This is a genomic window from Myxococcus sp. CA040A, from assembly GCF_013336725.1.
Taxonomy (GTDB): domain Bacteria; phylum Myxococcota; class Myxococcia; order Myxococcales; family Myxococcaceae; genus Myxococcus; species Myxococcus llanfairpwllgwyngyllgogerychwyrndrobwllllantysiliogogogochensis.
Map to the genome: position 1 here is coordinate 523,468 of NZ_JABUMR010000002.1, position 24,951 is coordinate 548,418.

Here is a 24,951-nt window from a genome sequence, read left to right on the forward strand (position 1 = left end):
GACAGATTCTGACAGGGATGGGCCGTACTCAAGGATTCATGGCGCGGTTGGACGCGCCCCTGAATCGAGGAGGTCGTCATGAAGGGCCCGGCTGGGACGCTGTACGTGGATGACGGTGGTGTGGGTGGGCTTCCGGTGGTGTTCGTCCACTCCAGCGCTGGGAGCACGAAGCACTGGGCGGCCCAGCTCTCGCACCTGCGCGAGACACGTCGGGCGCTGGCGCTGGACCTGCGAGGCCACGGCCAGTCCGAGGTCCCCACCGAGGGAGCGATTTCCGTCGAGGACTTCGCGGCGGACGTGGCGGCGGTGGTGGATGGCTTGAAGCTGGAGCGGTTCGTGCTCGTGGGGCACAGCCTGGGCGGAGCGGTCTGCACGGCCTACGCCGCGGCGCATCCGTCGCGCGTGGCGGGGTTGCTGCTGCTCGACCCTGCTTCCGATGGACGACTGATTCCAGAAGAGCAGGCGCAGGGGCTGATGGCGGTGCTGGGCACCGAGGCGTGGCTTCAGGTCGTCGAGGAGTACTGGGCGCCGATGCTCGCCCCCTCGCGGCCCGAGGTCCGGGAGCAGGTGCTCGGAGGACTGCGTGCCACCGCTCAGGTGGCGGTCCGGTCGGGACTGGGTTCGCTCCTGACGTTCGACCCGGTCTCCGCGCTGCGTCGCTATCCGGGGCCCAAGCTGTCCGTCATGACGGCGCACAACGAGGGTCCGGATGCGTACCAGATTCGGGTGCCCGAGCTGCCGTTCAAGAAGGTGGAGCCTGTCACCGGGCACTGGGTGCAGCTCGATGCACCGGCCTGGGTGAACAGCGTGCTCGACGGGTTTCTCGCATCGGTGCGCTGAGCTGCTCGTCCCGTCGGCGGGGACCTCACGCGGGAGGTCCCATGCCTCGAATCCCGCTCACTTCCCCGTGAGAATCTCCGCGCGAGGCTTGCCCTCCGTGGACGCGGGCATCCCCATCTCAAGCAGTGCCGCGAGCGTGGGCGCCACGTCCACCGGGTCGATCTCCGTCATGTACATCCCCGGCTTGATGCCCTTGCCCGCGAACACCACGGGCACCTGGGAGTCGTATGAATACGGCGAGCCGTGCGTGCTTCCCTCCGGGTCGAAGTAGACGACCTGGAAGGGCCGCAGCAGATACACCACGTCGCCGCTGCGCTCCGGGTAGTAGCCCTTGCGCAGGGGAGCCAGGTAGCCCGCCGGGTCCGGCGCGGAGAAGAGCTCTTCACGCGTCACCGCCGCGACGACATGGGGCTGCTTCAGCAACCAGTCCGCCACCGCGCGCCGCACCTGCGCGCCATCCACCTTGCCCGACGTCAGCGCGGGACCGCCGAGGTACACGTCCAGTTCCTCCATCATCACCGTGACGTCCGGGCCGAAGCGCTCCTTCACCATCGCGGAGATGCCCTCGCTGATAGTCTTGGGGTTCATCCGCTGCGCGGGAAGTCCCGCGGCTGCCCACTGCTCGGGCGCCGTCGCTCCACCATGGTCCGCCACCAGCGCGATGGTCAGGTTGGCGCGTCCACCGGCCGCGCGCTCGGCCGCGGAGATGAGGTCCCCGAGCGCCTTGTCCAGCCGCAGCATCGTGTCCTGCATCTCCCACGAGTACGGGCCGTACTCATGGAACACGTTGTCCGTCCCGCTGAAGCTCACCGCGAGCAGGTCCGGCACCGCGTCCTTCCCCAGCGCCTCTCCGACGATGGCCGCCTTCGCCGCCTCCACCAGCAGGGTGTGCGAGTCCGGAGACACGCCGAACGCCTTGTAGAAGTTGAGCCCCGGCTCCTTCAGTCCGCCGGTGAGCGGATGGGGGAAGGTGCGGCCCAGGCCATAGGAGTCCGCCTCGTAGCTCCGGTCATCCTCGCCGATGTACTCGGCGCGCGGACGCATCAAGTCCCAGGTCTTGCCGAAGGAGGACTCCGGGATCTTCCGCGCGTTGAGCTGCTTCACCCACTCGGGGAACTCCTTCGTGTACCAGGTGCCGGTCACGAACTTCCCCACGCCGTCGTCGAACCACCAGGCCTGTCCCAGCCGGCCCGCCAGGGCGATGGCCGAGCGCGACTTGAGCGACACCGCCACCGCCTTGCCTCGCTCCTGCGTGGCCATCCGCAGCCGGTCCGCGAGCGTCTCCGCCATGAGGTTCGCGGGACTGGCGTCCTGGCCCGGCTTGAGCGTCGCCTCCAGCACCGGATGCGCCGGGTCCACGAACGAATAGACGAGCTTCCCCGTGGAGCGGTCCACCCACCGGTTGTCCACGATGCCGTGACGCCAGGGGTTGGTGCCCGTGGCCAGCGTGGTGTGGCCCGGCGCGGTGCGGCACTTCGCGTAGGCATAACGCGCGTACGGGAAGTAGGCGCCACTGTCGAGCAGTTGACCCAACGCGCCCTGGAGCCGAGGCCGGTTGCGCAACAAGACGTCGCTGCCGAGCGCGTCCACGGTGATGAGCAGGGTGAGTCGGGGAGGACGCGCGGCGGCGGGCAGCGAACCCAGCAGGGCGGTCAGGACGAGGGCGCGAATCATACGTCCAAGAAGCTGCACTGCCCGACGGGGAAGATGCAACCGCCAAGCGCTTCGGCGTCTTGGACGGCGGCAGTCAGCCCCTGCTACGGTCCGCGCCCTCATGGTCGAGGCCCGACTGCGCGTCATCTACGGTGACACCGATCAAATGGGTGTCGTCTATTACGCGAACTATTTCCGCTACTTCGAGTTCGCCCGGAGCGAGTACTTCCGCGCGCGCGGAGGCAGCTACCGGGAGATGGAGAGCTCCGGGTTGATGCTGCCGGTGGCGGAGGCGAGCTGCGCGTACAAGTCCCCCGCGCGCTACGACGACGTGCTCATCATCCGCGCGATGGTGAGCGAGTTGCGCCGGGCCTCGGTCGTGTTCACCTACGAGCTTTTCCGCGAGGGCGAGCCGCGCACGTTGCTGTGCACCGGTCGTACCCTGCACGCGTGCGTGGGGCGCGACGGCAAGCCCACGCGGTTGCCGGAGTCCGTGGCCCGGCTGCTGGAACATCCGAACGCAGGAACCTGAAGGAGCACAGACGATGGATCGCAACCTTGCAATGGAGGTCGTGCGCGTCACCGAGATGGCGGCCATCGCCTCCGCCCGACTGATGGGACGCGGCGACAAGAACGAGTCGGATCAGGCCGCCGTGGACGCCATGCGCCGCGCCTTCGACGCGCTGCAGATCGACGGCACCATCGTCATTGGCGAGGGCGAGCGCGACGAGGCGCCCATGCTCTACATCGGCGAGAAGGTGGGCCGACGCGGCGAGGGTGACCCCGCCGTGGACATCGCGTTGGATCCGCTGGAGGGCACCAACCTGTGCGCCTACGGCCGTCCGGGCTCCATCACCGTGGTGGCCATGGCCAGCAAGGGCGGGCTGCTCAACGCGCCGGACACGTACATGGAGAAGCTGGCCGTGGGCCCGCGCGCCCGGGGCGCCATCGACCTGCGCAAGAGCGCCACGGAGAACCTGCGCGCCGTCGCGGAGAAGATGAAGGTCTACGTGGAGGACCTCACCGTCGTCGTCCTGGACCGTGAGCGGCACCAGGACCTCATCAAGGAGATCCGCGCCGCGGGTGCTCGCATCCGGCTCATCGAGGACGGTGACGTGGCGGGCGCCATCGCCACGTGTTTCGAGGGCACGGGCGTGGACGTGCTGATGGGCACCGGTGGAGCGCCCGAGGGCGTCATCGCCGCGGCGGCCATCCGCGCCACCGGCGGCGACATGCAGGGCCGGCTGGTGCCCCGCAACCCGGGCGAAATCGAGCGCGCCAAGAAGATGGGCATCACCGACATGGGGAAGATCTACGCCGCCGAGGAGCTGGCCCGGGGCGAGGTGATGTTCGCCGCCACGGGCGTCACCAGCGGCGACTTCCTCAAGGGCGTGCGCTTCTTCGGCGGCGGCTGCGAGACGCACTCGGTGGTCATGCGCAGCAAGACGAGCACCGTGCGCTTCATCCAGTCCCTGCACAAGTTCGACAAGAAGCCGGGCTACGCTGCCTTCTAGGCCGTCCCCTCGACGCTTTCGGAGACCGACACCATGCCTGGCGCCTCGCGGACCATCGTCATCAACGCCCCCATCGAAAAGGTGTTCGACGTCATCACCCAGTATGAGCGCTACCCGGAGTTCCTGTCCGAGGTGAAGGAGACCCGCACCGCGAACCGGAAGGACAACACCGTCGACGTCCACTACAAGGTCGACGTGATGAAGACGGTCCGTTACTCCATCCGCGTGGTGGAGGAGCGCCCGCGCCGCATGTCCTGGACCTTCATCGAGGGCGAGGTCATGAAGGACAACAAGGGCAGCTGGGTGCTGGAGCCCGAGGGCGAGGGCAAGACGCGCGCGACCTACAACGTGGAGATGGCGCTGGGCCTGCTGGTGCCCAAGGCCGTCGTCAACGCCCTGGTCGACACGTCGCTGCCGAAGATGCTGGAGGCGTTCAAGCGCCGCGCCGAGGCGCCCTGAACGCGGCAGACAGGGGTCCCTCTGGACCCCATGTTCCTCGCTGACCCGCCCGCCTGGGAGTAGACAGGCGGGCAGGCCCTTCCGCCGGGTGCCCGCCGCCCCGAATGCCGGAGGTGTGCCAGGGAGTGGGTCCGCTTGCGGGCCGTCGCGAGGGCATTAGAATCAACACCATCCCGACCGGAAGTTTCGGGTCTCCATGACATCTACGCCACGGTTCCCCTGGCTCGGATGTCGGATGGCGGACGAGCAACCGTGCGAGATGGCGGCAGTGTACCCAGTGCGGAACCGGGGTTCTTAATTTGCATCTGAGAGTGGTGGCAGTGATTTCTGGGCGGGACGGCGGGCGTACATCGGGGTACGTAGGCTGAGGGGAGACGGAAACCCATGCTCGACGCCTTCATCATCGAAGAAATCAAGCGCAGGGAGCGCCGCCGGGAGGAGCACGACAGGCCCGTGGTGGAGCTGCCGCTGCCCATGCCCGACGACCGCCCGCGTCGTAGGACTGAAACCGACGAAGAGAAGCCCCAGCGGGGCGTGGTGGTCATCGACCTGCTGGCCTGAGTGACAGTCGCGGCCCCCGGGCCGCATTGGCGTGGCAACGAGCCCGCGGCGGGCGTCCCCCTGAGGACCGTCCCCCGCGGGCTTCGTGCATCCAACGCCCCGCATGGGCGACGTCAGGCGGGGACCAGGCTCAGCAGATGCCGGGGGTGGTAGACGTCCCAGAGCGGGCCTTTCACCGTGCCGAGCGCCTCCAGCACCTGCTTGCGCCATTCGGCGGGAAGCGCCTCCTCGCCGTGGAAGGCGCCCACCAGCGCGCCCGTCACCGCGCCGTGGACCTCGGTGTCTCCGCCCCGGTGGATGACGTCGATGAGGGCGGCCTGGGCCGTGGGCGCGTGGAGCAGCTCCCAGAAGGCCAGTCGGAAGGCGACGTGGATGGCGTGCTGGGCGCGGTGCACGTGCAGGTCCGGACCGTACAGCCGGGGGTCGTCGTCGCGGGCGCGCGCCAGGTCCTCGCGCAGCAGGCTGGAGGCGAAGGAGACCTCCTGGACGTAGTCGGGGGCGGAGCGCCCCAACGCCGCGCCAGCCAGCAGGATGCCGGACTCCGCGGCGGTGAGGAGGTCCTCGGCCTTCAGGTCGGCGCCGGATGTCACGGCCTTGGCGATGGCGGCGGTGAAGGCGGCGCACGCCAGCTGGCAGCGCGGGTCGAAGTGGGTGAGCGCGGAGTCCTCCAGCGTGGCCTGGGTGCGGGCCTTCGGGTCGCTCGCCAGGTACACACCCAGCGGGGCGATGCGCGCGAGGCTGCCAGCGCCCACGGCCTTGCGGTGGCCGCGCAGCCAGACGCGCTTGCCCGAGCCCAGGGGCGGCAGGCCCGCCTGACAATCCTCCAGCACTTCCTTCATGGCCTCGCTGACGTCGAAGGCGTGAGGCTGCCAGGCCCGGTAGCGGCGCAGCGCGTCCGCGGCGTCATAGCGCTTGAAGTCGCGCAGGCTGTGCCCCAGGCAACAGGCCAGGTGGACCTCCTCCGTCACCTGACCCTTGCGCAGCTGATGAGGGCCTCCGCCCATCAATCTGTCGTAGGGCCCATCCGCCATAGAGGGGAAGGGCGCCGCCTGCAGCGGACGGTGCGCGGTGGGCACGGCGAGGGCGTTGCCCACGGCGAGTCCGAGCAGGGCACCCCTGCGTCGCTGGGCGAGGAGGGGGTCGGGCCCCTGGGGGGCATTGCGGCGACGGGGCGGCGGCGGCATTCGGCGGGTGGACACTGTAACAGCGGCGACGGTGAGCGTGCTTGCCCATGCTCGGGGGCTCCTCTACAACCGCGCGGCTATGCGGAAACCGCGCATCCTCGTGTCCAACGACGACGGCTATTTCTCCGAAGGACTTCAGGCACTGGTGGAGGCGGTGAGTCCCCTGGGAGAGGTCTGGGTGGTGGCGCCGGACCGCGAGCAGAGCGCCGCGTCCCACGCCATCTCCCTGCACCGGCCCCTGCGCATCAAGGAGGTCCGGGAGCGGTGGTTCGCCGTCGATGGGACACCCACCGACTGCGCTTATCTGGCCATCGTCCATCTCCTGAAGGATGATCGCCCCACGCTCATGGTGTCCGGCATCAACCACGGTTCGAATCTGGCCGAAGACGTCACCTACTCGGGGACGGTCGCGGCGGCGATGGAAGGGGCCCTGCTCGGGATTCCCGCCATCGCCTTCAGCCTCGTGGCGCGAGGCTCGTTCGACTTCGCTCCCGCGGCGCGGTTCGCCCGCTCGCTGGTGACGGCCGCGCTGTCGCGACCCCTGCCCAGGCGGATGCTGCTCAACGTGAACATCCCCGGCGGCGTGGAGCCGGAGGGCTACACCGTCACGCGCCTGGGCCGGCACTCGTATGGCTACAGCGTGGTGGAGAAGGAAGACCCTCGCGGCCGGAAGTACTACTGGATTGGCGGCAGCGACTATCAGCACGAAGACATTCCAGGCAGTGACTGCAACGCCGTGCACCTGTCCAAGCGGGTGTCGGTGACGCCGCTGCACCTGGACCTGACGGACCATGGTCAGCTCGAGGACCTGGGGGGCTGGAGCGTCCCGGACTTCGTCCGACACGAGCCGGATGGTGCCTAGCGTTGAGGCCGGGCACCCCCATCCGAGCGGGCAGGGCGCTCCTGGTTCTCCTCGTGTCCGCGCTCGTCGCGGGTTGTGTGGGCCCCCGAGCCGCCTCTCCCGGGACGGAGCTCACGCTGGTGGACTCGGACGCGCCAGCCCCGTCCGGTGAGACGCGTGGGGCGCCCGCTCCAACTGCCTCGGAGCCCGCGCCACCACCGCGCAATGGGGCGTTGCCGTTCGCCTTGCGCGCCGCGCACCCGGAGCCGGAGCTGGTGTCCGTGCGGCACCGCGTCGCGCCGGGCGAGACGATGTACCGCATCGCCAAGACCTACGGCCTCACGGTGGACGAGCTGTCCTCCGCCAACGGCATCAAGGACGTTCGCGCGCTGGCGGTGGGGCAGGAGCTGACGATTCCGGGCGTGGAGCGCAGCGTGCCGGTGGAGTCGTCGGACACGCTCGCCGCGGAAGCGGACCCGGAGCCCGTGCGGACGTCCACCGGTACAGCGCCCCGGCAGGTGGTGGCGCGTCGCGAGGAGCCACCGCGTCGGCCCGCGTCGCGTCCTGGCGCCGGGCGGCCCCGGCTGGCCACCCAGGGGATGATTGACTGGCCCCTGAGGGGCGTCCTGTATGGGCGCTTTGGGAAGAAGGGGCGCGAGCCCCATGACGGCATCGACCTGGCCGCGCCCGCGGGCACACCGGTGAAGACGGCGCAGGAAGGCACGGTGCTCTACGCGGGCGAGCAGCGTGGCTACGGCAATATCGTCATCGTCGAGCACGCCAACCGGCTCATCACCCTCTACGCGCACAACCGCGACCTGCGCGTGCGCACCGGGCAGAAGGTGCGCCGGGAGCAGGTCATCGCCACCGTGGGCGAGTCCGGGAAGACGTCCGGCCCGCACCTGCACTTCGAGCTGCGGTTGGACGGAAAGCCGGTGGACCCGCTCGACTACCTGGGGCCGATGCCGTCCACCTGAGCCTCGGGGCGGGGGCTCGCCTCCTTCCTCGCCCGTGGACCCGGATTCGGAGGGCGCACCCCGCGAATTCAGGCGCCAGGGCCCGAGGCCCCCTCTGGGACCGGGCCAGGGAAGGGTAGAGTGCCGCGCCGTGCCGCACCCCTTCGCACAGCTCGCCCTCCTCCTCGTCCTTCTCGCTCCGACCGCACGGGCCCAGGTGTTCTCCCCGTCGAGCGGGCCTGACTCCGAAGCCGCGGCCGCCGGGCCGACGGCGCCTTCGTCGAAGGAGGAGGCGCCCCTTCGCGTCGCGGTGCTCGCGTTCGAGGCCAACGCCTCCGCCCGGGACTCCGCGACGGGCGTCACCTCGCTCATCACCGGGCGGCTGGCCGAAGCTCCGCGCCTGTGGGTCGTCTCCCAGCGTGACGTCGAAGCGTCGCTCGATGACGCCCAGCGCCGGCAGCTCGCGGACCTCAAGACCTCGTGCGAACGGGGCGCCTGCCTCAAGGACCTCTCCACGCTCACTGGGGCCCGGTTCGTCGTCATCGGCCGCGTGGACCGCTTCGGCGATTCCTACCTGCTCTCCGCCAATCTCCTCGACACCGAGCGCGAGGAGAGCCTGTCCAAGCCGCGCGCGGAGTCGCCCGAGGCGGACACCCTGTTCCCCACCGTCTACGCCATCGCCGACGCGCTGGTCGCCGAGCTGGTGGCTCCCGGGGTGACTCAGGGCGCGCGGCCGCTCATCGGTGGGGCTCCCATGGTCGGCGGCGGCGGCCTCTCGCTGGGCCTGCGCATCAACAACAACTTCGTCGACAAGCTGGCCAACTTCAATCCAGGCGCCGACCTGGAGGTGGGCTACTGGTTCCACCCGGAGTGGCTCGGCTTCGTCCAGGTGGGCTTCTCCTATCTGCGCTCCGACACAGCGGGCGCCGAGGGTGGCCTCAACGTCCTGCCCAGCGTCGTCGGCGCGCGCCACTATCACAACGTGGAGAAGTCACTGCGCCCCTATTGGGGTTTCGGCCTGGGCGTGCAGCTGTCCTTCGGCGACTTCGGCATCTTCCAGTCCACCGGGCCGCTGCCCACCGTCGTCGGCTTCCTCGGGTTGGAGTACCTCATCGCCGGACACGTCGGCGTCCAACTGGAGGCCGGTACGAATGTGGCCCAGGCCGTGCTCGGACTCGCGGAGTCCAAGCTCGGCGATGGCCTCAATCTGGACCTCAACCTGGGCATCGCGTACCACTTCTAGGATTCGGAGCCCCTCATGTTCTCGCGCTTGCGTTCCCTGTCCCTGATTGCCCTGCTCGCCACCGCCGCCTGTGACGACAGTCCCACGGTGACGCCCAAGGACCACGCGGAGGGCCTCTACATCAAGGGCACCGCCGAGTATCTCCAGGGCCATTTCGAGGCCTCGCTCGCGTCCTTCGAGGAGATGCGCAAGCTGGCGCCCACCGACCCCCGGCTGCCTGCGGCTCGCGGCGAGGTCTTCCTCTCCATGGGCAAGCTCGCCGAGGCCGCCACCGAGTTCGAGGCCGCCCTCAAGCAGGACCCCAAGCGCTCCACCAACTGGAGCCGCCTGGGCTTCGTCCAGGCCCAGCTGGGCCGCCCCGATGAGGCCCTCAGCTCGCTGCGCAAGGCCGTGGCGCTGTACCCCAACGACTTCAACGCGCTGGAGCAGCTGGGAGAAATCCACCTCAAGAAGGGCGAGCAGGACGAGGCCATCCGCCACTTCATCCTGGCCGCCAACGCCGCCTCGGGCTCGGTGAAGTCCGAACTCGTCCTCCGCACGACCGAGGTGCTCATCCAGGTCGGCCGCCAGCAGGAGGTGCTCGCGCTCGTGCAGAAGGCCGCCAACGAGGGCATCCGCACGGCGGCGGTGCTCACCGCGCTGGGAGACGCCCTGGTGCGCGCGGGCAAGCTTCCCGAGGCCGCCGCCGCCTACAAGGAGGCCGCCAGCAAGTCCCCCAGGGACCCCACGCTGTGGGAGCTGGTGGGCACCATCCAGCTGCAGCTCGACAAGCCGGGGGAGGCCATCGATGCGTACAAGGAATCCCTGCGAGTGAAGGACCGCGCCATCGTCCACGTGGCGCTGGCCCGAATCCAGCTCGCGATGAAGAGCAAGCAGGGCGCGGAGCAGGAACTCGCCGCGGCGCTCGAGTCCGTGCAGGGCAACGACGTGCGCGAGCTGCGGGAGCTGGCCGACCTGCTCGTCACCATGGAGCGCAAGCCGGATGCGCTGCGCATCCTCGCGAGCCTCAGCGCGGAGCACGACCTGGTGAAGGACGCCGACCTCCAGCTCTCCACGGCGCGGCTCGCCCGGGAGCTGAAGGATGTCGTGCTGGAGAAGGCCGCGTGTGCCCGCGCGCTGGCCGCGGACCCTCGCGTGAAGAAGTGCCCCTGAGCGTGCGCCCAGGGGCGGAGGGCCCGCGACGACGCTACGCGCGCCCGCCCTGCATCTTCCGGTAGACGCCCACCACCAGGCCCAGAATCATCGTCGAGCGGAACTCCGTGCGGCTCACGTAGATGGGCTGCATGGTGGCGTTCGCCGGCTGGAAGCGGATGCGCTCGCCTTCCGGGTAGTAGCGCTTCACCGTGGCCTCGTCCTCGATGAGCGCCACGACGATGTCGCCCGGATTGGCCGCCGGCGTCTTCTTCACGAAGAGGTAGTCGCCGTCGTGGATGCCGTCGTCGATCATCGACTGGCCCTTCACCCGCAGGGCGAAGACCTCCCGGCCATTCACGCCGCCCAGGAGGAAGCTGTCGATCTTGACCGAGTCCTCCATGTGCTCCTGCGCGAGCAGGGGCGCGCCGGCCGCCACCTTGCCCAGCAGGGGGACCTCCACCATGCCCGCGTCGCGCTTGGCGCCCAGGCCCAGCAGCAACCGTGCTCGCTTGGTGGGCACCAGGGAGCGGCTCTGCTGCTCACCCCGGTTCAGGTAGCCCTTTCGCTCCAACGCCTTCAGGTGGTCATTCACCCCGTTGGTGGAGCGGATATCCATGTGCTCGCCAATCTCCCGGATGGTGGGCGGGAATCCGCGAGTCTCCGACTCCTTCACGATGAAGCTGAGAATCTCGCGCTGGCGGTCCGTCAGCTCTTCCATGCGCTCCCTCGCTCGGCCGGCCTGATTCCCTTGGGGCAGGTCCCCAGGCAACAGGCTTTCAGTGTCCACTTTCCCTGAACATACGTGTAGAGTCAATCCGTTCAGTGTCCCACGGCGCACCCTCAGTGCGTGTCGAACTTTTCGGCATTCTCAGTTCTTGAGGGCAGACGACGATCTCGACGTACAATTCCGCCCGCTTTGTCCGAGCTCCGCCACACGCTGCTCTTCGTCGACGATGAGGCCGACGTCCTGGACATCCTTTCGCGGATGTTCCAGCGCCGGTATCGCGTCCTCACGGCCTTGAGCGGTCAGGCCGCGTTGGAAGTCCTACGTCGCGAGTCGGTGGACGTGCTCGTCACGGACCAACGGATGCCGGAGATGACGGGCATCGAGCTGGCCGCGACAGCCCGCGCGGAGGGGTTCGACGTCACCACGCTTCTGCTGACGGGCTTCACCGACCCTGACGACCTCATCGCGGCCATCAACAAGGGGCAGGTGTACCGGTACATCACCAAGCCCTGGGACGTGAACGACCTGCTCATCACCGTGAAGAACGCGGTGGAGTACACGCAGCTGCGGCGGGACAAGGAGCGGCTCATCCGCCAGCTCCACCAGCGCGTGGAAGCGCTGTTCGTGCTGTACGAGGTGAGCCGGGCCAGCGCGAATGATCCGGCCAGCTACGACAACATCATCGACCGCGTGCTCATCGCCGTGGCGCGCGTGCTGCCGTACGACTGCGGCGCGGCGCTCATCGCCCCGGACGAGTCGCGCAGCGCGACGCTGCGGCTGCGCTGCCATGGCACCGTGGGCGAGCAGGCGCTGTTGGGCGTGAAGGAGTCGATGCTCGGCGCGTACCGCAAGAGCAGCGGCCTGCTGTTGCCGGAGGACCGGGTCATCACCCGCGTGGCGGGGACGACGACGCAGGACGCGGCGGCGCCGGCTGTCTACCCCAGCCAGCTCACGGTGAACCTGGTCGCGGGTGGGCGTCCGGTGGGCATGCTGTCGCTGTTCAGCCAGCGCGCGGACGCCTTCACCGAGGACGACGGCGTGCTGTTGGACGTGCTCGCCAACCAGACGGCGGACGCCATCCAGTCCCTGCGCTCGGCGGAGGAAGAGGCCCGCCACCGCATGGAGCGGATGGTGGAGTCCATGGCCGACGGCGTGGTGCTCACCGACGAGAAGAACGACATCGTCGTGATGAACCCGGCGGCGCGCAGGCTCTTGCGCGTGGGGGATGATCCGACCGAGCACACCAGCCGGATGATGGAGGAGCGGCTGGGCTTCCAGCCCTTCCACCTGGTGCGTGGCTGGGAGTACAGCGGCACGCAGGTGCTGCGCGAGGAGGTGAAGCTCTTCGACCGGCACGTGCAGACCACCACCACGCCGGTGAGCGATGCGCGCGGCACGCTGCGCGGCGTGTGCGTGGTGCTGCGCGACATCACCGACCAGAAGAGGTTGGAGGAGCGCAAGGACGAGTTCGTCTCCATGGTGAGCCACGAGCTGCGCACGCCGCTCACGTCCATCTCTGGCGCGCTGGACCTGGTGCTCAACTTCATGGCCGGGGACATCAACGAGCGGCAGCGCCGCTACCTGTCGCTGGCGCGGGACTCGACCGAGAAGCTCAACACCATCGTCGACGACCTGCTGGACCTGTCGAAGTTCGCCAAGGGCCGGCTGCGGATGAACTTCGAGGTCGCCTACCTGGACGAGCTCGTCCAGCGGGTGGTGGAGAAGTACGGCCCGGCCTTCGGCGAGAAGCGCGTGCAGGTGACGCCGGGACTGCCGCGCCATCCGTTGCGCGTCGTCGCCGACCCGAACCGGCTCAACCAGGTCCTCAACAACCTGCTCAACAACGCGGTGAAGTTCACGCCGGAGGGCGGCGAGGTGCGCGTGGAGCTGCACGCCACGTCCAGCCTGCCCGGCTACGTGGTGCTCTCCTGCTGGAACAGCGGCGACCCCATCGCCGAGGACAGCCTGGAGCGCATCTTCGACCGCTTCGAGCAGGCGCGCACCAAGGCCAACCGCACCGTGCGCGGCACGGGCCTGGGCCTGGCCATCTGCCGCAACATCGTGGAGGCCCACGGCGGCCGCATCTGGTGCGAGCCGTGCGCGGATGGCGTGCGCTTCATGGCGGTGCTGCCCACCGAGCCGCCGCCGGAGCTGCGCCAGTCCGACGACGCGGGCGAGGCACCGGGCCCCCGACGACGCGAGAGCCGGGGCCGCGTGCTGGTCATCGAGGGCGAGCCGGAGGTCGGCTACATCGCCAAGGCGCTGATGTCCGCGCGCGGCTACGACGTGCGGCTGGCGTTCAACGCGGAAGAGGGCCTGGCGAGCGCTCGGCTCCACCACCCGGACATGGTGCTGGTGTCCGTGCGGCTTCCTGACGTGGACGGGCTGCGGCTGGCGGAGATCCTCCGGCATGACCCCGAGACGCGGCGCGCGCCGCTGCTCCTCTCGTCCGCCTTCGACGAGCGCCAGCGCGCCTTCCGCGCCGGAGCCGATGCCTTCCTGGTGCGCCCGCTGATGCCGGACAAGCTGCTGGCCACGGTGGACTCGCTGGTGCGTGGCCGCGCGGGCACGGCCCACGGACGCGTGCTGGTGGTGGACGACGACGTGAAGATCGCCACCATCTGCCGCGAGGTGCTGGAGAACATCGGCTTCGACGTGGTGGTGGCGGGCTCGCTGGAAGAGGGGCGCCGCTCCCTGCGCGAGCGCCGGCCGGACGTCATCCTGCTGGACGTGACGCTGCCGGACGGCGACGGCTTCCTCTTCCTGGAGGAGATCAAGGCCGAGCGCGCCAGTGGCCACATCTCCGTCATCTTCATCTCCGCTCGCGCGGAGACGTCCTCGAAGGTGCGCGCCCTCAAGCTGGGCGGTGACGACTACCTCACCAAGCCGTTCGACGCGCTGGAGCTGGGCGCCCGGGTGGAGAGCGTGCTGCGCCGCAAGGAGCAGGAGCTGTCGGCCTCTCCGACGACGCAGCTTCCGGGCTCCACCGCCATCGAACGCGAGGTGCAGCGGCGGCTCGTGGCTCGGCGGCCGTTCGCGTTCTGCTACCTGGACCTGGACAACCTCAAGGCCTACAACGACTACTACGGCTTCGCGAAGGCCGATGGCGTCGTGCGCCAGACGGGCGACCTGATGCGCGAAATCTTCGCGCAGGAAGGACTGCCCGGAGACTTCCTGGGACACGTGGCCGGGGACGACTTCGTCTTCATCGCCGCGCCGGAGTCGGTCGACCGCGTCTGTCAGACGGCAATCGAAACTTTCGACCGCATCATCCCGCTCTACTACGACCGGCAGGACCGCGAGCGGGGCCACATCGAGGCGGAAGACCGCTTCGGAGAGCGCCGGCGCTTCCCCATCATGAGCGTGTCCATCGTCGCGGTGATGACGGACGGCACCCAGGACCACGCGGAGCTTGCCCGGCGCGCGGCGGACATGAAGAAGCGCGCCAAGGCCATCCTGGGCTCCGTCTATCTGCGCAGTGACCGCGAGCAGGTGGTACGCTCCGTCGCCGGGTGAGGCTCTACCAGCAGCTGGTCCTGTTCATGCTCGCGGCAACGGTGCTGCCGCTCGCCGCGGTCGGCTTCCTGTTGCTCTCACGCGCCGAGGCGGAGCTCGCTGCTCGCATCGACGCGGAGCAACGCACGCGGGCTTCCGCCGCGGCCGAGGCCGTGGGCGCCACGTTGATGGAGGTGGTGGACGCGCTGGCGCGCTCCGCCGAGCTCATCGACTGGCAGTCCGCCACGGAGGCGGAGACGGTGGGAGGGCTGCGCCTGCTCTACGGCCAGTCCCCGGCGGTGAGCGCGGTGTTGAAGCTCGACGCCCACGGCCGCCCGCTGGGCGCGCCCGTGTTCCGGACCCAGGGCGTGGAGGGGCACCCCGGCTTCCAGGCAGAGGGGCTGACGCGGATGGTCCAGTCCGTGCCCGTGCAGCAGCTCCGCGGGGGCGGCAAGGGACAGGCCGCGCTCGGCGGCGCCTATGTCCACGCGGAGAGCGGGCACGCGGCGGTGGCCGTGGCGGTGAAGCTGGCTGATGGCGAGGATGCCCCCTTCGCGCTGGCGGAGGTGGTCTTCGAGCCGCTGGAGGCCGCGCTGCTCCGCCGTCCCGAGGGCGCCCTCGGGCGCGTGGACCTGGTGGACGAGGACCGGCGAATCCTCGCGAGCTCCGAGCCCGCGCGACGCATGAGCACGCTGGCCCCGGAGCTGGCCGCGCATCTGTTGACGCAGACGGCCCCGGAGCCGGACCTGGTGCGCAGCTTCCGCGTGGAGGGGCCGCCCCGGCGCGTGAGCGTGGCGAGGGTGTCCCGCGGCCTGCGCTTCGATGTGGTGGTGGAGGTGGACGAGGCCACGGCCCTGGCTCCAGTGCACGCCATGCGGCGCACGGTGCTGGCCTCCATCGGCGGGGCGTTCTTCGTGCTCCTGGGGCTGGGCGCGCTCTTCACGCGGCGGCTCAACCGCAGGCTGGAGGAGGTGGTCCAGGGCGCGGAGGCCTACGGGCGCGGCGAGCTGAGCCGGCGCGTCAAGGTGGAAGGCCAGGACGAGCTGAGCGAACTGGCGAACACCTTCAACCGCATGGGCGAGGAGCTGGAGTCGGCCCGCGCCAGGATGCTGCGCTGGAATGACGAATTGCGCATGCGCGTGGACGAGGCCACCCACGATTTGCGAGGCGCGCAGGCCCAACTGCTCGAGGCCCAGAAGCTGGCGGCGGTGGGACAGCTCGGCGCGGGCGTGGCGCACGAAATCAACAACCCGCTGGCCGGCATCCTCGGCAACGTGCAGTTGCTCATGCTGGACCGAGGCACCTCGGACCCGGATTTGGAGACGCTGCGCAAAATCGAGCACAGCGCCAAGCGCTGCAAGGAAATCACCCAGAACCTCCTGCGCTTCTCCCAGCAGCGCGAGCGCGCCGACCTGCGCCCGGTGGACCTCAACGCCGTGGTGCGCGATGCCCTCAGCCTCACCGAACATCAGATTCTCAGTGACGGCGTGACACTTGCCACCCAGTTGTCGCCGGGTCTGAGCCGTGTTCGCGCCGACCCCGGGCACCTGTCCCAGGTCATCCTCGCGCTCCTGTCCAACGCGCGCACGGCGATGCTGAAGTCCCCCACGCGGCGGCTCACCCTGCGCACGGGCCAGCGCGACGGCCGGACGTTCCTGGAGGTGGAGGACACCGGCAAGGGCATCTCCCCCGACATCCGTCCGCGCATCTTCGAGCCCTTCTTCACCACCAAGGACGTGTGGTCCAACGTGGGGTTGGGCTTGAGCGTGGCCTGGCGCGTCGTGACGGAGTCAGGTGGAACGCTCTCCGTCCGCTCGGAAGTAGGGCAGGGGGCCTGCTTCACCGTCGAGCTGCCGAGGGCCTGAGCATCCCACTCCGGCTGTGATAGCTAGAGAGACGCCATGGCCGAGCCCCGCCCCTCCCGGCGCCAGACGCCTTTCTTCGTCGGCCTCGCGCTGATCCTCGCGGCGTTGCCGTTGGGGTGGTTCATCTTCCTGCGCGAGCCGCCCCCGCCGCCCCCGCCTCCCGCCCCGCCCGTGGTGTCGGCGCCGGCGCCCGTGGTGCCCAAGGCGATGGAGCTGGAGCTGACCGAGGTGACGGGCACCGTCGAGGTGAAGGAAGGCGACGGCACCTGGCGCACGGCTTCCGTGGGCATGGCCCTGCGGCGGCACGACAAGGTGCGCACCAACGACGGCTCCTACGCGGTGCTCATCGGCGGTGAGGCGGTGGAGTTCCGCATGGACCCGGGCACCGAGGTGTCCGTGGAGGAGCTGACCGCGTCGGTGTCCCGCATCCTGCTCGCCAACGGCATGGCGACCGCCGTCGTGCGGCCCGGCAAGCGCCACACCTTCGAGGTGAAGGCCGCGCAGAGCGACGCGGTGGCGACCCTGCAGGAAGCCGGTGCCTTCACCATGAGCAACAACGGCCAGGGCACCGTGGCCGTGGGCACGCGCGAGGGTGAAGTGACGTTGCTCGGTCAGGGCAAGGTCGTCATCGTCCGTGCGGGCCAGCAGTCCGTCATCCGTCCCGGTCAGGCCCCGTCGGAGCCGGCGGCCGTTCCCACCAGCCTGCTGCTCAAGGTGGACTGGCCCTCGGAGCGCACCCGCCGGGAGAAGGACCTCGTGGTTCGGGGCCAGACGACACCCGGCAGCCGAGTCCAGGTGAACGACGTGCGAGTCCTCGCCGACGCGGACGGACGCTTCGAGCGCAAGGTGAAGCTGCGCGAAGGCTCCAACACCGTGGATGTGCGCGCCGTGGGTGTGGGGCGTGTCGAGCAGCACGAGAAGGCGGAGCTCATCGTCGACACCCGGCCGCCCTCGCTCAAGACGGACCCCGACATCTGGAACCAGGCCAGCGACGCGGCTCCCTGACTCGGGGAGCGTGCGGGCAAGCAGTCGGCTTGACCCCTGCCAGGGGGTCTCCCTAGACTCTGAACCACAGTCGTTCCTGTTCAAGGGCAATCCTGGCCGAAAGGCCTGGTGCGCAAAGCCGCGGGGCCTGAAGTCCGGCCGGCCGTGACCGCCGTGGGAAGCACGCTCCGGGGAGCATTCCGGGCCCACTGCGCCTTGTGCGGGCCATGGGTCTGTCGTTCCTGAGTCCCCCCGGGAAGGTGGTTTCCGATGCTGCGCGCTCTGGCCCTCTTGACGTGCTTGTTGCCTGCGCTGTCCCCCGCCTCCCCTGAAGTCGGCAGTCTCTCCGGGTCCGCGAAGCTGGTGAACGGTGGCCCTGGAGACCAGACGGACCCGCACGTGAGCGGGGCCCTGGTCGCCTACACGAGCGAATCCGGAGGCACGAGCGAGATTCGCTACCACGACCTGGCGTCTGGGACGGACCAGGCGATTCCGAACGACGGCGCGTTCGACTTCGTGTCGGACATCAGCGGAAGCACCGTGGTGTTCACCCGCGTCAACACCTCCAGCGCCATCTTCACGTACGAGGTGGGCACGGCGCAGGCGCCGGTGGAGCTGGCGCCGCAAGCGGGCAGCAGTCGCAGGGCGGCGGTGATTGGCGGTCGCACCGTGGCGTGGCAGGACTTCGGCTACACCGGCAGCACGTTGGAGCCGGAGATCGCCCTCTTCGATCTGGACCAGGGCACGCTCACCCGGCTCACGGATGATCGCATGCTGGACCGCACGCCGTCGGTGGCTCCGGACGGGAAGACGGTGGTCTGGGCCAAGTGCGACGCGCAGGGGCAGCACTGCGACATCTGGCAGGCGCGCTGGGCTGGCAATGGCTTCAACTCGCAGGCGCTCACCGGCAGCGAGGGCGAGGAGTCCCAGCCCGACACCAACGGGGACATCGTCGTCTACGCCAGCACGCGCATGGTGGACGGGGTGTCGGACCGCGACATCTACTGGAAGCCGGTGAATGGCGGCACCGAGCAGCGACTCGCGCTGCCGGGACTGGATGCGAACCCCAGCATCAGCGGCTCGTTGATCGCCTTCGAGCGCAAGGACCCGGCGAAGGGCGACTTCGACATCGCGCTCTACGACCTGGATACGCAGACGCTCTACCTGCTCACCAAATCGGCGGAGAACGAGAACCTCAACGACTTGAGCGTGGCCGACGATGGCACGGTGCGCGTGGTGTGGACGGTGGCGGAGAACGGTGACTTCAACGTGCACTCGTTCACCTTCAAGCTGCCGGGAAACGCCCCCTGCGAGGACGTGGCGTCCGCGGAGCCTCCGCGCACGGCCGAGGCGGTGTGCACGCAGCCGGGGTCCACGCCGCTGCTCGCCGCGCTGGAAGTGGCGCGGACCACGGGCCAGCCCAACGCGGTGTCACTCGGCTTCTACGGCCTGGGGGCCGGGGTGCTGTGCGTCGACAACGGCTACAGCGGCGAGCGCGCCACGTCCGGCTGGGTGTGGCTGGACGGCGCCGAAATCGTCGACCCCTCCAGCTTCAAGCCCACCGTGTCGCTCGTGGCCCGAGATGTCACCCTGGATGGCAACACCTGGCTGGCGGCGCTGATCTCCGGAAATGCCGGAAGCTCCTTCCGCATTCGCATTTATGGCACCGCGTCACAGTGCGACGTGACGCCGCCTCCGGTGAAGGGGGAGGAGCGCATCCCCGGCGAGTACGTGGCTCCCCTGTCCCTCGAGGTGGGTGGGGTGTCATCCCTGACCTTTGTGCCGCAAGGCGAAACACATGGAGCAGGGTGTAGCGCGGGAGGCACGTCGATGGCGGCGGCCGGGTTGGCGCTGGTGGCGTTGTGGCTGGCGCGTCCCCGGCGTGTCTCCGTGAGGGTTTCGCGGAAGGAACTTCGGCGGAGCGGACGGGCCCTGTAGACTTCGTCTCGTCCTGAAACATTTTCCGCTCCCAGTCCTTGTGATGCTGTGCGTGTGTGCTTCGGCCAGGGCCGACACACTCGAACTGCTTGGGCCGTCGTCCGCCGTGACGCCAGAGGGCTTCCCGGTGGCGGTGGTTCGCAAGGATGCGTCCGGAGTGCCGGTGCCCTTGGTGGGGACGCCGACCCTCACGGTGGATGGCGCGGAGCTTCGAGAAGGGCCCGCGCAGCCGCCGCTTCGCACCTTCATCGTCGTGCCCCGCCCGGGCGCGCGCGACGTGCAGGTGCGCGCGCGGGTGGATGGACTGGAGGCGCAGGCGCGCTTCGTGCTCGGACCACCCGCCACGGACGTCAAGCTGGGGTTGGAGCCCGCCGCGCCGGTGAAGGGGCGCGACAAGGAGGCGGTGCTCACGGTGAGTCTGCTGCGGCCGGATGGCACGGCTGACGACAGCGGCGCGCCGCCGGTCGTGCGGGTCAGCACCGGCAGGGTGGAAGGGCTGGAGCGCGTCGCGCCGGGGACCTATCGCGCGCGCTACGTCCTCCCGGACACGCGCCATCCGGAGGTGGCCATCCTGGTGGCGTTCTCCGCGTGGCCCAGTCCGCAGTCCGTCCACGGGGCCTATGGGCGCGTGCTGGTGCCGCTCGCCGCGTCGGTGAACCTGCCGGGCACGACGGAGCCGGATGCGCGCATGTCCATCGACATCGCGGGGGAGAGCTTTGGCCCCGTGACGGCGGGACCGGATGGCCGCTTCCGTCTTCCCATCGTCGTGCCGCCGGGACATCGCTTCGGCCAGGGCCGCGTGGTGGACAGGGCCGGCAATGCGCGGCGTGAGAACATCGACTTGAAACTGCCGCCCACCGACGGGCTCGCGTGTGTGTTTCAACCGCAGCGACTGCCGGCGGATGGAGTGTCTCAGGCGCGGCTCCTGTGCGCGACGAGCGACCCCTTGGGCAAGCCCGTGGAGGACGCGAAGGTGACGGCGCAGGCGCGTCGCGGTGTCCTGCGAGGACCGTCACGCGCGGCGGGCGGCATGCTGGAGTGGCTCTACACGGCGCCTCGGACGCTCGGCGATGACGAGCGAATCGAAGCCGCGTGGCCCCAGCGCGGCGCGGGCTCTCGCGAGGTGTTGTCGCTGCAGCTCGTGCAGGGGCCGGTGGCGGAGCTGGCCATGTCCGTGTCGGAGGCGCTCGTGCACCGGGGCGCCCAGGCGCGGGTGTCCGTGCGCGCGCGGGATGCGCTCGGCCGTGCACGCCCCGGAGCGACGTTGTCGCTGGAGGCTCCCGAGGGTGGCTTCACGCCCGCGGTGGAGTCCGCGCCCGGTGACTTCGCGAGCGCCTGGCAGCCGCCTGTCCCCGGGGGCACGGAGCAGGTGACGCTGAGCGCTCGGGCCTGGGGGCCGGTGGGCAGCGAGCCCGCGCGCATCGCAGTGTGGCCGCGCGGAGGCGTGCTGTATGCGGGCGTCTCCGACCTGGCGGGACTGCCGGTGCCTTCGCAGCCGTTGCGCCTGGATGGACATGAGCTGACCACGGGCCTGGACGGCACGGTGGCCCTGGGCGCGTTGTCTCCGGGGACACACCTGGTGGCGCATGGCCTGTGGACGGGATTGGTGCGCACCGTCCACGTCCTGGGCGGCGAGGGACTGGCGTATCCGCTGGATGTGCCGCTCGTGCCGGAGGCCGTCTCGCAGCAGGTGCGCGTGGCGCCCGAGGTTCCCGTCAACGTGCGGCTCCGCGGGGAAGGCGCTCGCGTGACGTACTGGCTGGAGGACTCCCGCGGACACGTCCTGGAAGGGCGCGCGGTGCATGTCGCGCTGTCGGACGGAACGCGTGAGGGCGAAGAGGTCCGCGAGGGACGCACGTCCTTCACCGTGCGCTCCACGCGTCCGGTGAGCGTCTCCGTGGCGGACGTGGCCACGGGTGTCACCGCGCTCATCGAGGTGCGCCCATGAGGCTTCCGGGCCTGCTGCTCGTGAGCGCGATGCTGTGCGCTGGGGCGGCCTGGGGACAGGGCGTGTCCATGGACGTGCCCTCGCTGGCGTCCACCATCGCCGGTCGCGTGTGTCTGGATGTCGATGGGGATGGGCGCTGTGGCGTTGACGAGCCCGGTGTCGCGGGCGTGCGGCTGGTGCTGACGACGGGGCGCGAGGTGCGCACGGACTCGCGAGGACGCTTCCACCTCACGGGCGTGGACTCCCGCACGCCGGACGCCACGCGCGGCCTTCACCTTCGTCCGGGGCGCCACCGGCTCAAGGTGGATCCGCGCTCGCTGCCGGCCGCCAGTCGCGTGACTCCGGAGGCCGCCACGGTGGAGGTGCCGTGGGGCGCCGTCGCCCTCCAGGACTTCGCGGTGCGCAGTCTGGCTTCGGATGCGCCGCCGCTGGAGCTGTCCTATTCGCGAGTACCTCCCGTGGCGGACGTGGTCGCCGGCGAGGGGGCCGTGCGCTTTCGCCTCGCGGGTCAGGCCGCCGTGGGAGACCGCGTGCGCGTCGGTGCGCTGGACGCGGAGGTGGATGCTCGCGGTGGGTGGAGCGCCTGGGTTCCCCTCATCGCCGGGGACAACACGCTGTCCATCCAGGCCACGACTCCGGATGGCAGGGTGCGCCTGTCACGGCAGCAGGTCGACGTCGTGCGCCGGGCCGAAGGCTGGTTGGTGGTGCCGAGGCCGCTGGTGCTCGTGGGCTCCTTCCAGCTTCCCTCCGCGCGTGACGAGGCCGCGGCCAGTGGTGTCACCCGGCTGAAGGTGGAGGCTCCGGCGGGGACGTCGGTGCGAGGCCCTGAGGGTGAGTCTTCCGTGGTCGGGCCCGAGGGGCGCGTGGAGGTCCCCGTGACGCTGGCTTCAGGGAACAACCGCGTGACGCTGGCCCTGACGCCGCCGGGGGGAGGTGCCGCGCACGAGACGGTGGTGGACATCCTCGCGGAGCCGAGGCCGTTCGCGGTGGGGTTGCTGGACCTCGAAGCGAGCTTTGCGCCGGCGGACAGCGACTTCCAGCTGCGAGGCCGGGGCTCCGCGCACGCGGAAGTGCGCCTGGGGCCGGTGGACGTGGTGGGGGAGTTGGACCTGCGCGACACGGATGGCCGCACGCTGCGCGGCGCGGAGCTTCCGGACTGGCTGCGTCCTCGCGTCCCCGAGCGCTTCGACCGGGTGGCGGACCCGGACTTCTCGCCGGAGGAGTGGGGCGACGACTCGGTGTCGCTGACGCCGAACGCCACCGAGGCCCGGCTTCGCGTGGAGGCGCGTCACCCGGACTTCGGCCGCGCGGGGTTGGGCACGTACCGGGCGCTGGTGCAGGACCGCGAGGTGGGCCGCTACCACCGCCCCCTCTTCGGCCCCTATGCGGAGCTGACCACCTCGAGCGAGAAGGGCGCGGGGCTCCGCGCCGGTGTGGATGCTTTCGGCGGCGGCCTCACGGACCCGACGCGCGGCCTCTCGGCCGTCCCCGCCCATGAAGAGCTGCGCGCGACGGGCGGCAGCCTCTTCTACCTGGGCGCGGTGTCGGTGGCGGAGGGCTCGGAGCTGGTTCGCGTGGAGGTGCGCGACGGCGTCACCGGTCTGCCGTTGGCGGAGCGCCACCTGGTGCGCGGGCGCGACTACGACATCGACTACTTCGCCGGGCGCATCCTGCTGTCGCGGCCGTTGTCGTTCCTCGCGGGCGACACCTTCCTTCGCACCGACATGCTCACGGAGGCCCCGGAGCCGGTGCTCGTCGTCGACTACGCGGCGCTGCGCACGACGGGCACGGAGGACTCCGGTGGCGGCGAGGTGTGGGCCGAGTGGGGCGGCGCGCGCGTGGGGCTGGCCGCGGTGCGGGAAGGCCGCGAGGGCCGTCCCTACACGCTGTACTCGGGCCGGGGCTCGGCGCGACTGGGCGCGTACTCACTGGAGGCGGAGGCGGCCTCCAGTCGTGGCATGGCGGTGGACTCGGCCGTGTTCGGGGTGTCCGACGACGGAGGCCTGAGCTTCCTTCGCCCTGGCGCGGGGCTGGCGACGGGCGGCGAGGCCCTGGGACTGCGCATGCGGGGGCCGGGCCTGTGGGGCGACGGCACCGTGGATGCGTCCTACCGCTGGCGCGGGCGGGGCTTCTCGGATGGCGCGCACCTGGATGCGGCGCGCTTCCAGCAACTCGCCCTGCGTCTGCGTCAGCCGTTGGGACGGCTGCGTTTGTTGCTGCTCGCGGATGGCCGCGACTCGGCGGACCCTCGCGAGCCCTTCGTGGACAACCCCTTCTCCGCGAGCACCGTGGGCGCGAGCGTGGGGTGGGAGGAGTCCACCTGGGGCGTGAGCGTGGAGGCGCGGGACGCTCGGCTCAAGGCGGCGGAGGTCGTGGGGCAGGGCGAGGCGCTGACAGGCGGCCGCACCTCCGTGGGCGTCGCGGGTCGCTACCAACTGCTCGACGGCCTCTGGCTCCAGGCCTCGCATCGCCAGAAGCTGTCCCTGCATGGCGCGGGGCCGGGACGCGTGGATGACACGTTCAGCGCGGCGGGCGTGGACGTCGAACTGGGGCGCGACACGCGAGTGGGTGTGCGCGGTGGTTGGGGGCCCGAGCTGGGGCCTCGCGCGTGGGCCAACGTGGAGTCTCGTCGCGGCTCGGACGTGTACTACGGCGGCTACTCGGTGGACGTGGATGGGCCGGACTTCGGTGCCGGACGGACGCTCACGGGCGCTCGCACGGAGCTGCCCGACAGCGGCACCGCGCTGTTCGTCGAGGAGGTGGGCCTGCACGACGCGACGTCCGTGCGGCTGTCGCGGGCGGTGGGCCTCCAGAAGACGGTGCTGGATGGCTTCAGCGTGGGCGCTCGCTACGAGCGCGGCGTGCGCAGCCTGCTGGACGTGAATCCTCCGCTGCGGCGCGACGCGGGCGGCGTCTTCGGACAGTTGCTCCTGGAAAAGCTGCGGGTGGAGGGGCGGTTCGAACTGCGACGGGAGAAGGGCACGCCGGAGCGCGGCACGACGGAGGCCGTGGACCGGTTGCAGACGGTGGTGGCGCTGGCCGCCGAGGCGGAGCTGGCGCGCGACGTGACGGCTTCCGGTCGCGTGGACTTCTCGCGAACCCTCAACGACGACGCGCTGGAGGCCCGGCTGTTGGAGGGCTACGCGGCGTTGGCGTGGCGACCCGGACCGTGGCTCGTGGTGGCGCGCTACGGAGTCACCCGGGAGCTGCTGCCGGGCACTCGCGCCGCCTTCGGCGACAGGGCGCTCCAGATTCTCTCCCTGCTTCCCGCGGTGCGCCTGGGCGACAGGTTCTCCGTCGCGGCGGGATTGCACGCGGGACACAGCAGCCTGGAAGGCTCCTCGCGGTGGGTGTGGACGGGCACGGTGCGCCCCGCCGTCCGCGTGGTGGGTGGGCTGGAAGTGGCGGGCGAGCTGGCGCGTCGGACGGCTTCACCCGACGGCGACCGGCTGACAGCGGTGCGGGCTGAAGTGGCATATCGGATGGATGAGAAGCTCCGAATGGCCGTCGGGTACACACTGCTGGGCTTCAGCGGCTTGGGTTTGGGCTCCGAGTCGTCTGAAGATCAGGACCGGCTCTACCTCCGGGCAGAGCTCGCCTACTAGGAGT

Annotated in this window: 18 protein-coding genes; 15 read left to right on the top strand and 3 right to left on the bottom strand. The window is 70.2% G+C overall.

The features are described 5' to 3' along the window. Nucleotides 1–78: 78 nt before the first annotated feature. A complete protein-coding gene (locus HUA75_RS09015; protein ID WP_174486127.1) occupies nucleotides 79–840 on the top strand; it encodes an alpha/beta fold hydrolase in 762 nt (253 codons plus the stop codon). A gap of 57 nt (nucleotides 841–897) precedes the next feature. Here the strand turns inward: HUA75_RS09015 and HUA75_RS09020 are convergent, their stop codons facing one another. Next, entirely contained in the window at nucleotides 898–2,514 is a 1,617-nt protein-coding gene (locus tag HUA75_RS09020) for an alkaline phosphatase family protein (RefSeq protein ID WP_174477722.1), read from the bottom strand. A 100-nt stretch (nucleotides 2,515–2,614) separates the two neighbouring features. On the opposite strand from HUA75_RS09020, the gene HUA75_RS09025 reads away from it, so the two are divergent. The 4 genes from HUA75_RS09025 (at nucleotide 2,615) to HUA75_RS09040 (ending at nucleotide 5,027) form a co-directional block, all read left to right on the top strand. After that, entirely contained in the window at nucleotides 2,615–3,025 is a 411-nt protein-coding gene (locus tag HUA75_RS09025; RefSeq protein ID WP_141645763.1) for a thioesterase family protein, read from the top strand. Nucleotides 3,026–3,038: 13 nt separating this feature from the next. Then, entirely contained in the window at nucleotides 3,039–4,007 is a 969-nt protein-coding gene (gene glpX / locus HUA75_RS09030) for a class II fructose-bisphosphatase (protein ID WP_174486128.1), read from the top strand. Nucleotides 4,008–4,040: 33 nt separating this feature from the next. Further along, entirely contained in the window at nucleotides 4,041–4,466 is a 426-nt protein-coding gene (locus HUA75_RS09035) for a type II toxin-antitoxin system RatA family toxin (protein ID WP_141645765.1), read from the top strand. Nucleotides 4,467–4,850: 384 nt separating this feature from the next. Further along, nucleotides 4,851–5,027, top strand: a complete 177-nt coding sequence (locus HUA75_RS09040) for a hypothetical protein (RefSeq protein ID WP_174455609.1) — start codon at nucleotides 4,851–4,853, stop codon at nucleotides 5,025–5,027. A gap of 113 nt (nucleotides 5,028–5,140) precedes the next feature. Here HUA75_RS09040 and HUA75_RS09045 read toward each other — a convergent pair whose 3' ends face one another. Continuing rightward, nucleotides 5,141–6,211: an ADP-ribosylglycohydrolase family protein gene (locus tag HUA75_RS09045; RefSeq protein WP_174455608.1), complete on the bottom strand. Its 1,071-nt coding sequence runs from the start codon at nucleotides 6,209–6,211 to the stop codon at nucleotides 5,141–5,143. A 79-nt stretch (nucleotides 6,212–6,290) separates the two neighbouring features. On the opposite strand from HUA75_RS09045, the gene surE reads away from it, so the two are divergent. From surE to HUA75_RS09065, 4 genes are all read left to right on the top strand, one after another. Further along, nucleotides 6,291–7,073 carry a 5'/3'-nucleotidase SurE gene (gene surE, locus HUA75_RS09050; protein ID WP_141648760.1) on the top strand — a complete coding sequence of 261 codons (783 nt, stop codon included), beginning with the start codon at nucleotides 6,291–6,293 and terminating at the stop codon, nucleotides 7,071–7,073. Between the two features lie 212 nt (nucleotides 7,074–7,285). Continuing rightward, nucleotides 7,286–8,029 carry a peptidoglycan DD-metalloendopeptidase family protein gene (locus tag HUA75_RS09055; protein ID WP_371746098.1) on the top strand — a complete coding sequence of 248 codons (744 nt, stop codon included), beginning with the start codon at nucleotides 7,286–7,288 and terminating at the stop codon, nucleotides 8,027–8,029. A gap of 130 nt (nucleotides 8,030–8,159) precedes the next feature. Next, entirely contained in the window at nucleotides 8,160–9,251 is a 1,092-nt protein-coding gene (locus tag HUA75_RS09060; protein WP_174455606.1) for a hypothetical protein, read from the top strand. A gap of 15 nt (nucleotides 9,252–9,266) precedes the next feature. Continuing rightward, the gene (locus HUA75_RS09065) at nucleotides 9,267–10,403 is read left to right on the top strand and encodes a lipopolysaccharide assembly protein LapB (protein ID WP_141648757.1); all 1,137 of its coding nucleotides are present in this window, start codon (nucleotides 9,267–9,269) and stop codon (nucleotides 10,401–10,403) included. A 34-nt stretch (nucleotides 10,404–10,437) separates the two neighbouring features. On the opposite strand, the gene lexA is transcribed toward HUA75_RS09065, so the two are convergent. Further along, a complete protein-coding gene (gene lexA, locus HUA75_RS09070; RefSeq protein ID WP_141648756.1) occupies nucleotides 10,438–11,103 on the bottom strand; it encodes a transcriptional repressor LexA in 666 nt (221 codons plus the stop codon). Between the two features lie 198 nt (nucleotides 11,104–11,301). Between lexA and HUA75_RS09075 the strand changes: the two genes are divergently transcribed. From HUA75_RS09075 to HUA75_RS09100, 6 genes are all read left to right on the top strand, one after another. Continuing rightward, nucleotides 11,302–14,628: a response regulator gene (locus HUA75_RS09075; RefSeq protein ID WP_141648755.1), complete on the top strand. Its 3,327-nt coding sequence runs from the start codon at nucleotides 11,302–11,304 to the stop codon at nucleotides 14,626–14,628. Further along, a complete protein-coding gene (locus HUA75_RS09080) occupies nucleotides 14,625–16,472 on the top strand; it encodes an ATP-binding protein (protein WP_141648754.1) in 1,848 nt (615 codons plus the stop codon). The genes HUA75_RS09075 and HUA75_RS09080 overlap by 4 nt, the downstream gene beginning before the upstream one ends. A gap of 36 nt (nucleotides 16,473–16,508) precedes the next feature. Beyond that, complete coding sequence (locus HUA75_RS09085) at nucleotides 16,509–17,477, top strand: FecR domain-containing protein (RefSeq protein ID WP_174486129.1); 969 nt, start codon at nucleotides 16,509–16,511, stop codon at nucleotides 17,475–17,477. A 249-nt stretch (nucleotides 17,478–17,726) separates the two neighbouring features. Beyond that, entirely contained in the window at nucleotides 17,727–19,394 is a 1,668-nt protein-coding gene (locus tag HUA75_RS09090) for a hypothetical protein (protein ID WP_174486130.1), read from the top strand. Between the two features lie 43 nt (nucleotides 19,395–19,437). Continuing rightward, a complete protein-coding gene (locus HUA75_RS09095; protein ID WP_174486131.1) occupies nucleotides 19,438–21,342 on the top strand; it encodes a hypothetical protein in 1,905 nt (634 codons plus the stop codon). Continuing rightward, entirely contained in the window at nucleotides 21,339–24,947 is a 3,609-nt protein-coding gene (locus tag HUA75_RS09100) for a flagellar motor protein (RefSeq protein ID WP_174486132.1), read from the top strand. Before HUA75_RS09095 ends, HUA75_RS09100 begins: the two co-directional genes overlap by 4 nt. Nucleotides 24,948–24,951: the final 4 nt, after the last annotated feature.

Bases quoted from the DNA above. Each gene is read 5' to 3' on its own strand.
- HUA75_RS09015 (WP_174486127.1), top strand. From the start codon at position 79: ATGAAGGGCCCGGCTGGGACGCTGTACGTGGATGACGGTGGTGTGGGT.
- HUA75_RS09020 (WP_174477722.1), bottom strand. From the start codon at position 2,514: ATGATTCGCGCCCTCGTCCTGACCGCCCTGCTGGGTTCGCTGCCCGCC.
- HUA75_RS09025 (WP_141645763.1), top strand. From the start codon at position 2,615: ATGGTCGAGGCCCGACTGCGCGTCATCTACGGTGACACCGATCAAATG.
- glpX (WP_174486128.1), top strand. From the start codon at position 3,039: ATGGATCGCAACCTTGCAATGGAGGTCGTGCGCGTCACCGAGATGGCG.
- HUA75_RS09035 (WP_141645765.1), top strand. From the start codon at position 4,041: ATGCCTGGCGCCTCGCGGACCATCGTCATCAACGCCCCCATCGAAAAG.
- HUA75_RS09040 (WP_174455609.1), top strand. From the start codon at position 4,851: ATGCTCGACGCCTTCATCATCGAAGAAATCAAGCGCAGGGAGCGCCGC.
- HUA75_RS09045 (WP_174455608.1), bottom strand. From the start codon at position 6,211: ATGCCGCCGCCGCCCCGTCGCCGCAATGCCCCCCAGGGGCCCGACCCC.
- surE (WP_141648760.1), top strand. From the start codon at position 6,291: ATGCGGAAACCGCGCATCCTCGTGTCCAACGACGACGGCTATTTCTCC.
- HUA75_RS09065 (WP_141648757.1), top strand. From the start codon at position 9,267: ATGTTCTCGCGCTTGCGTTCCCTGTCCCTGATTGCCCTGCTCGCCACC.
- lexA (WP_141648756.1), bottom strand. From the start codon at position 11,103: ATGGAAGAGCTGACGGACCGCCAGCGCGAGATTCTCAGCTTCATCGTG.
- HUA75_RS09085 (WP_174486129.1), top strand. From the start codon at position 16,509: ATGGCCGAGCCCCGCCCCTCCCGGCGCCAGACGCCTTTCTTCGTCGGC.
- HUA75_RS09090 (WP_174486130.1), top strand. From the start codon at position 17,727: ATGCTGCGCGCTCTGGCCCTCTTGACGTGCTTGTTGCCTGCGCTGTCC.
- HUA75_RS09095 (WP_174486131.1), top strand. From the start codon at position 19,438: ATGCTGTGCGTGTGTGCTTCGGCCAGGGCCGACACACTCGAACTGCTT.
- HUA75_RS09100 (WP_174486132.1), top strand. From the start codon at position 21,339: ATGAGGCTTCCGGGCCTGCTGCTCGTGAGCGCGATGCTGTGCGCTGGG.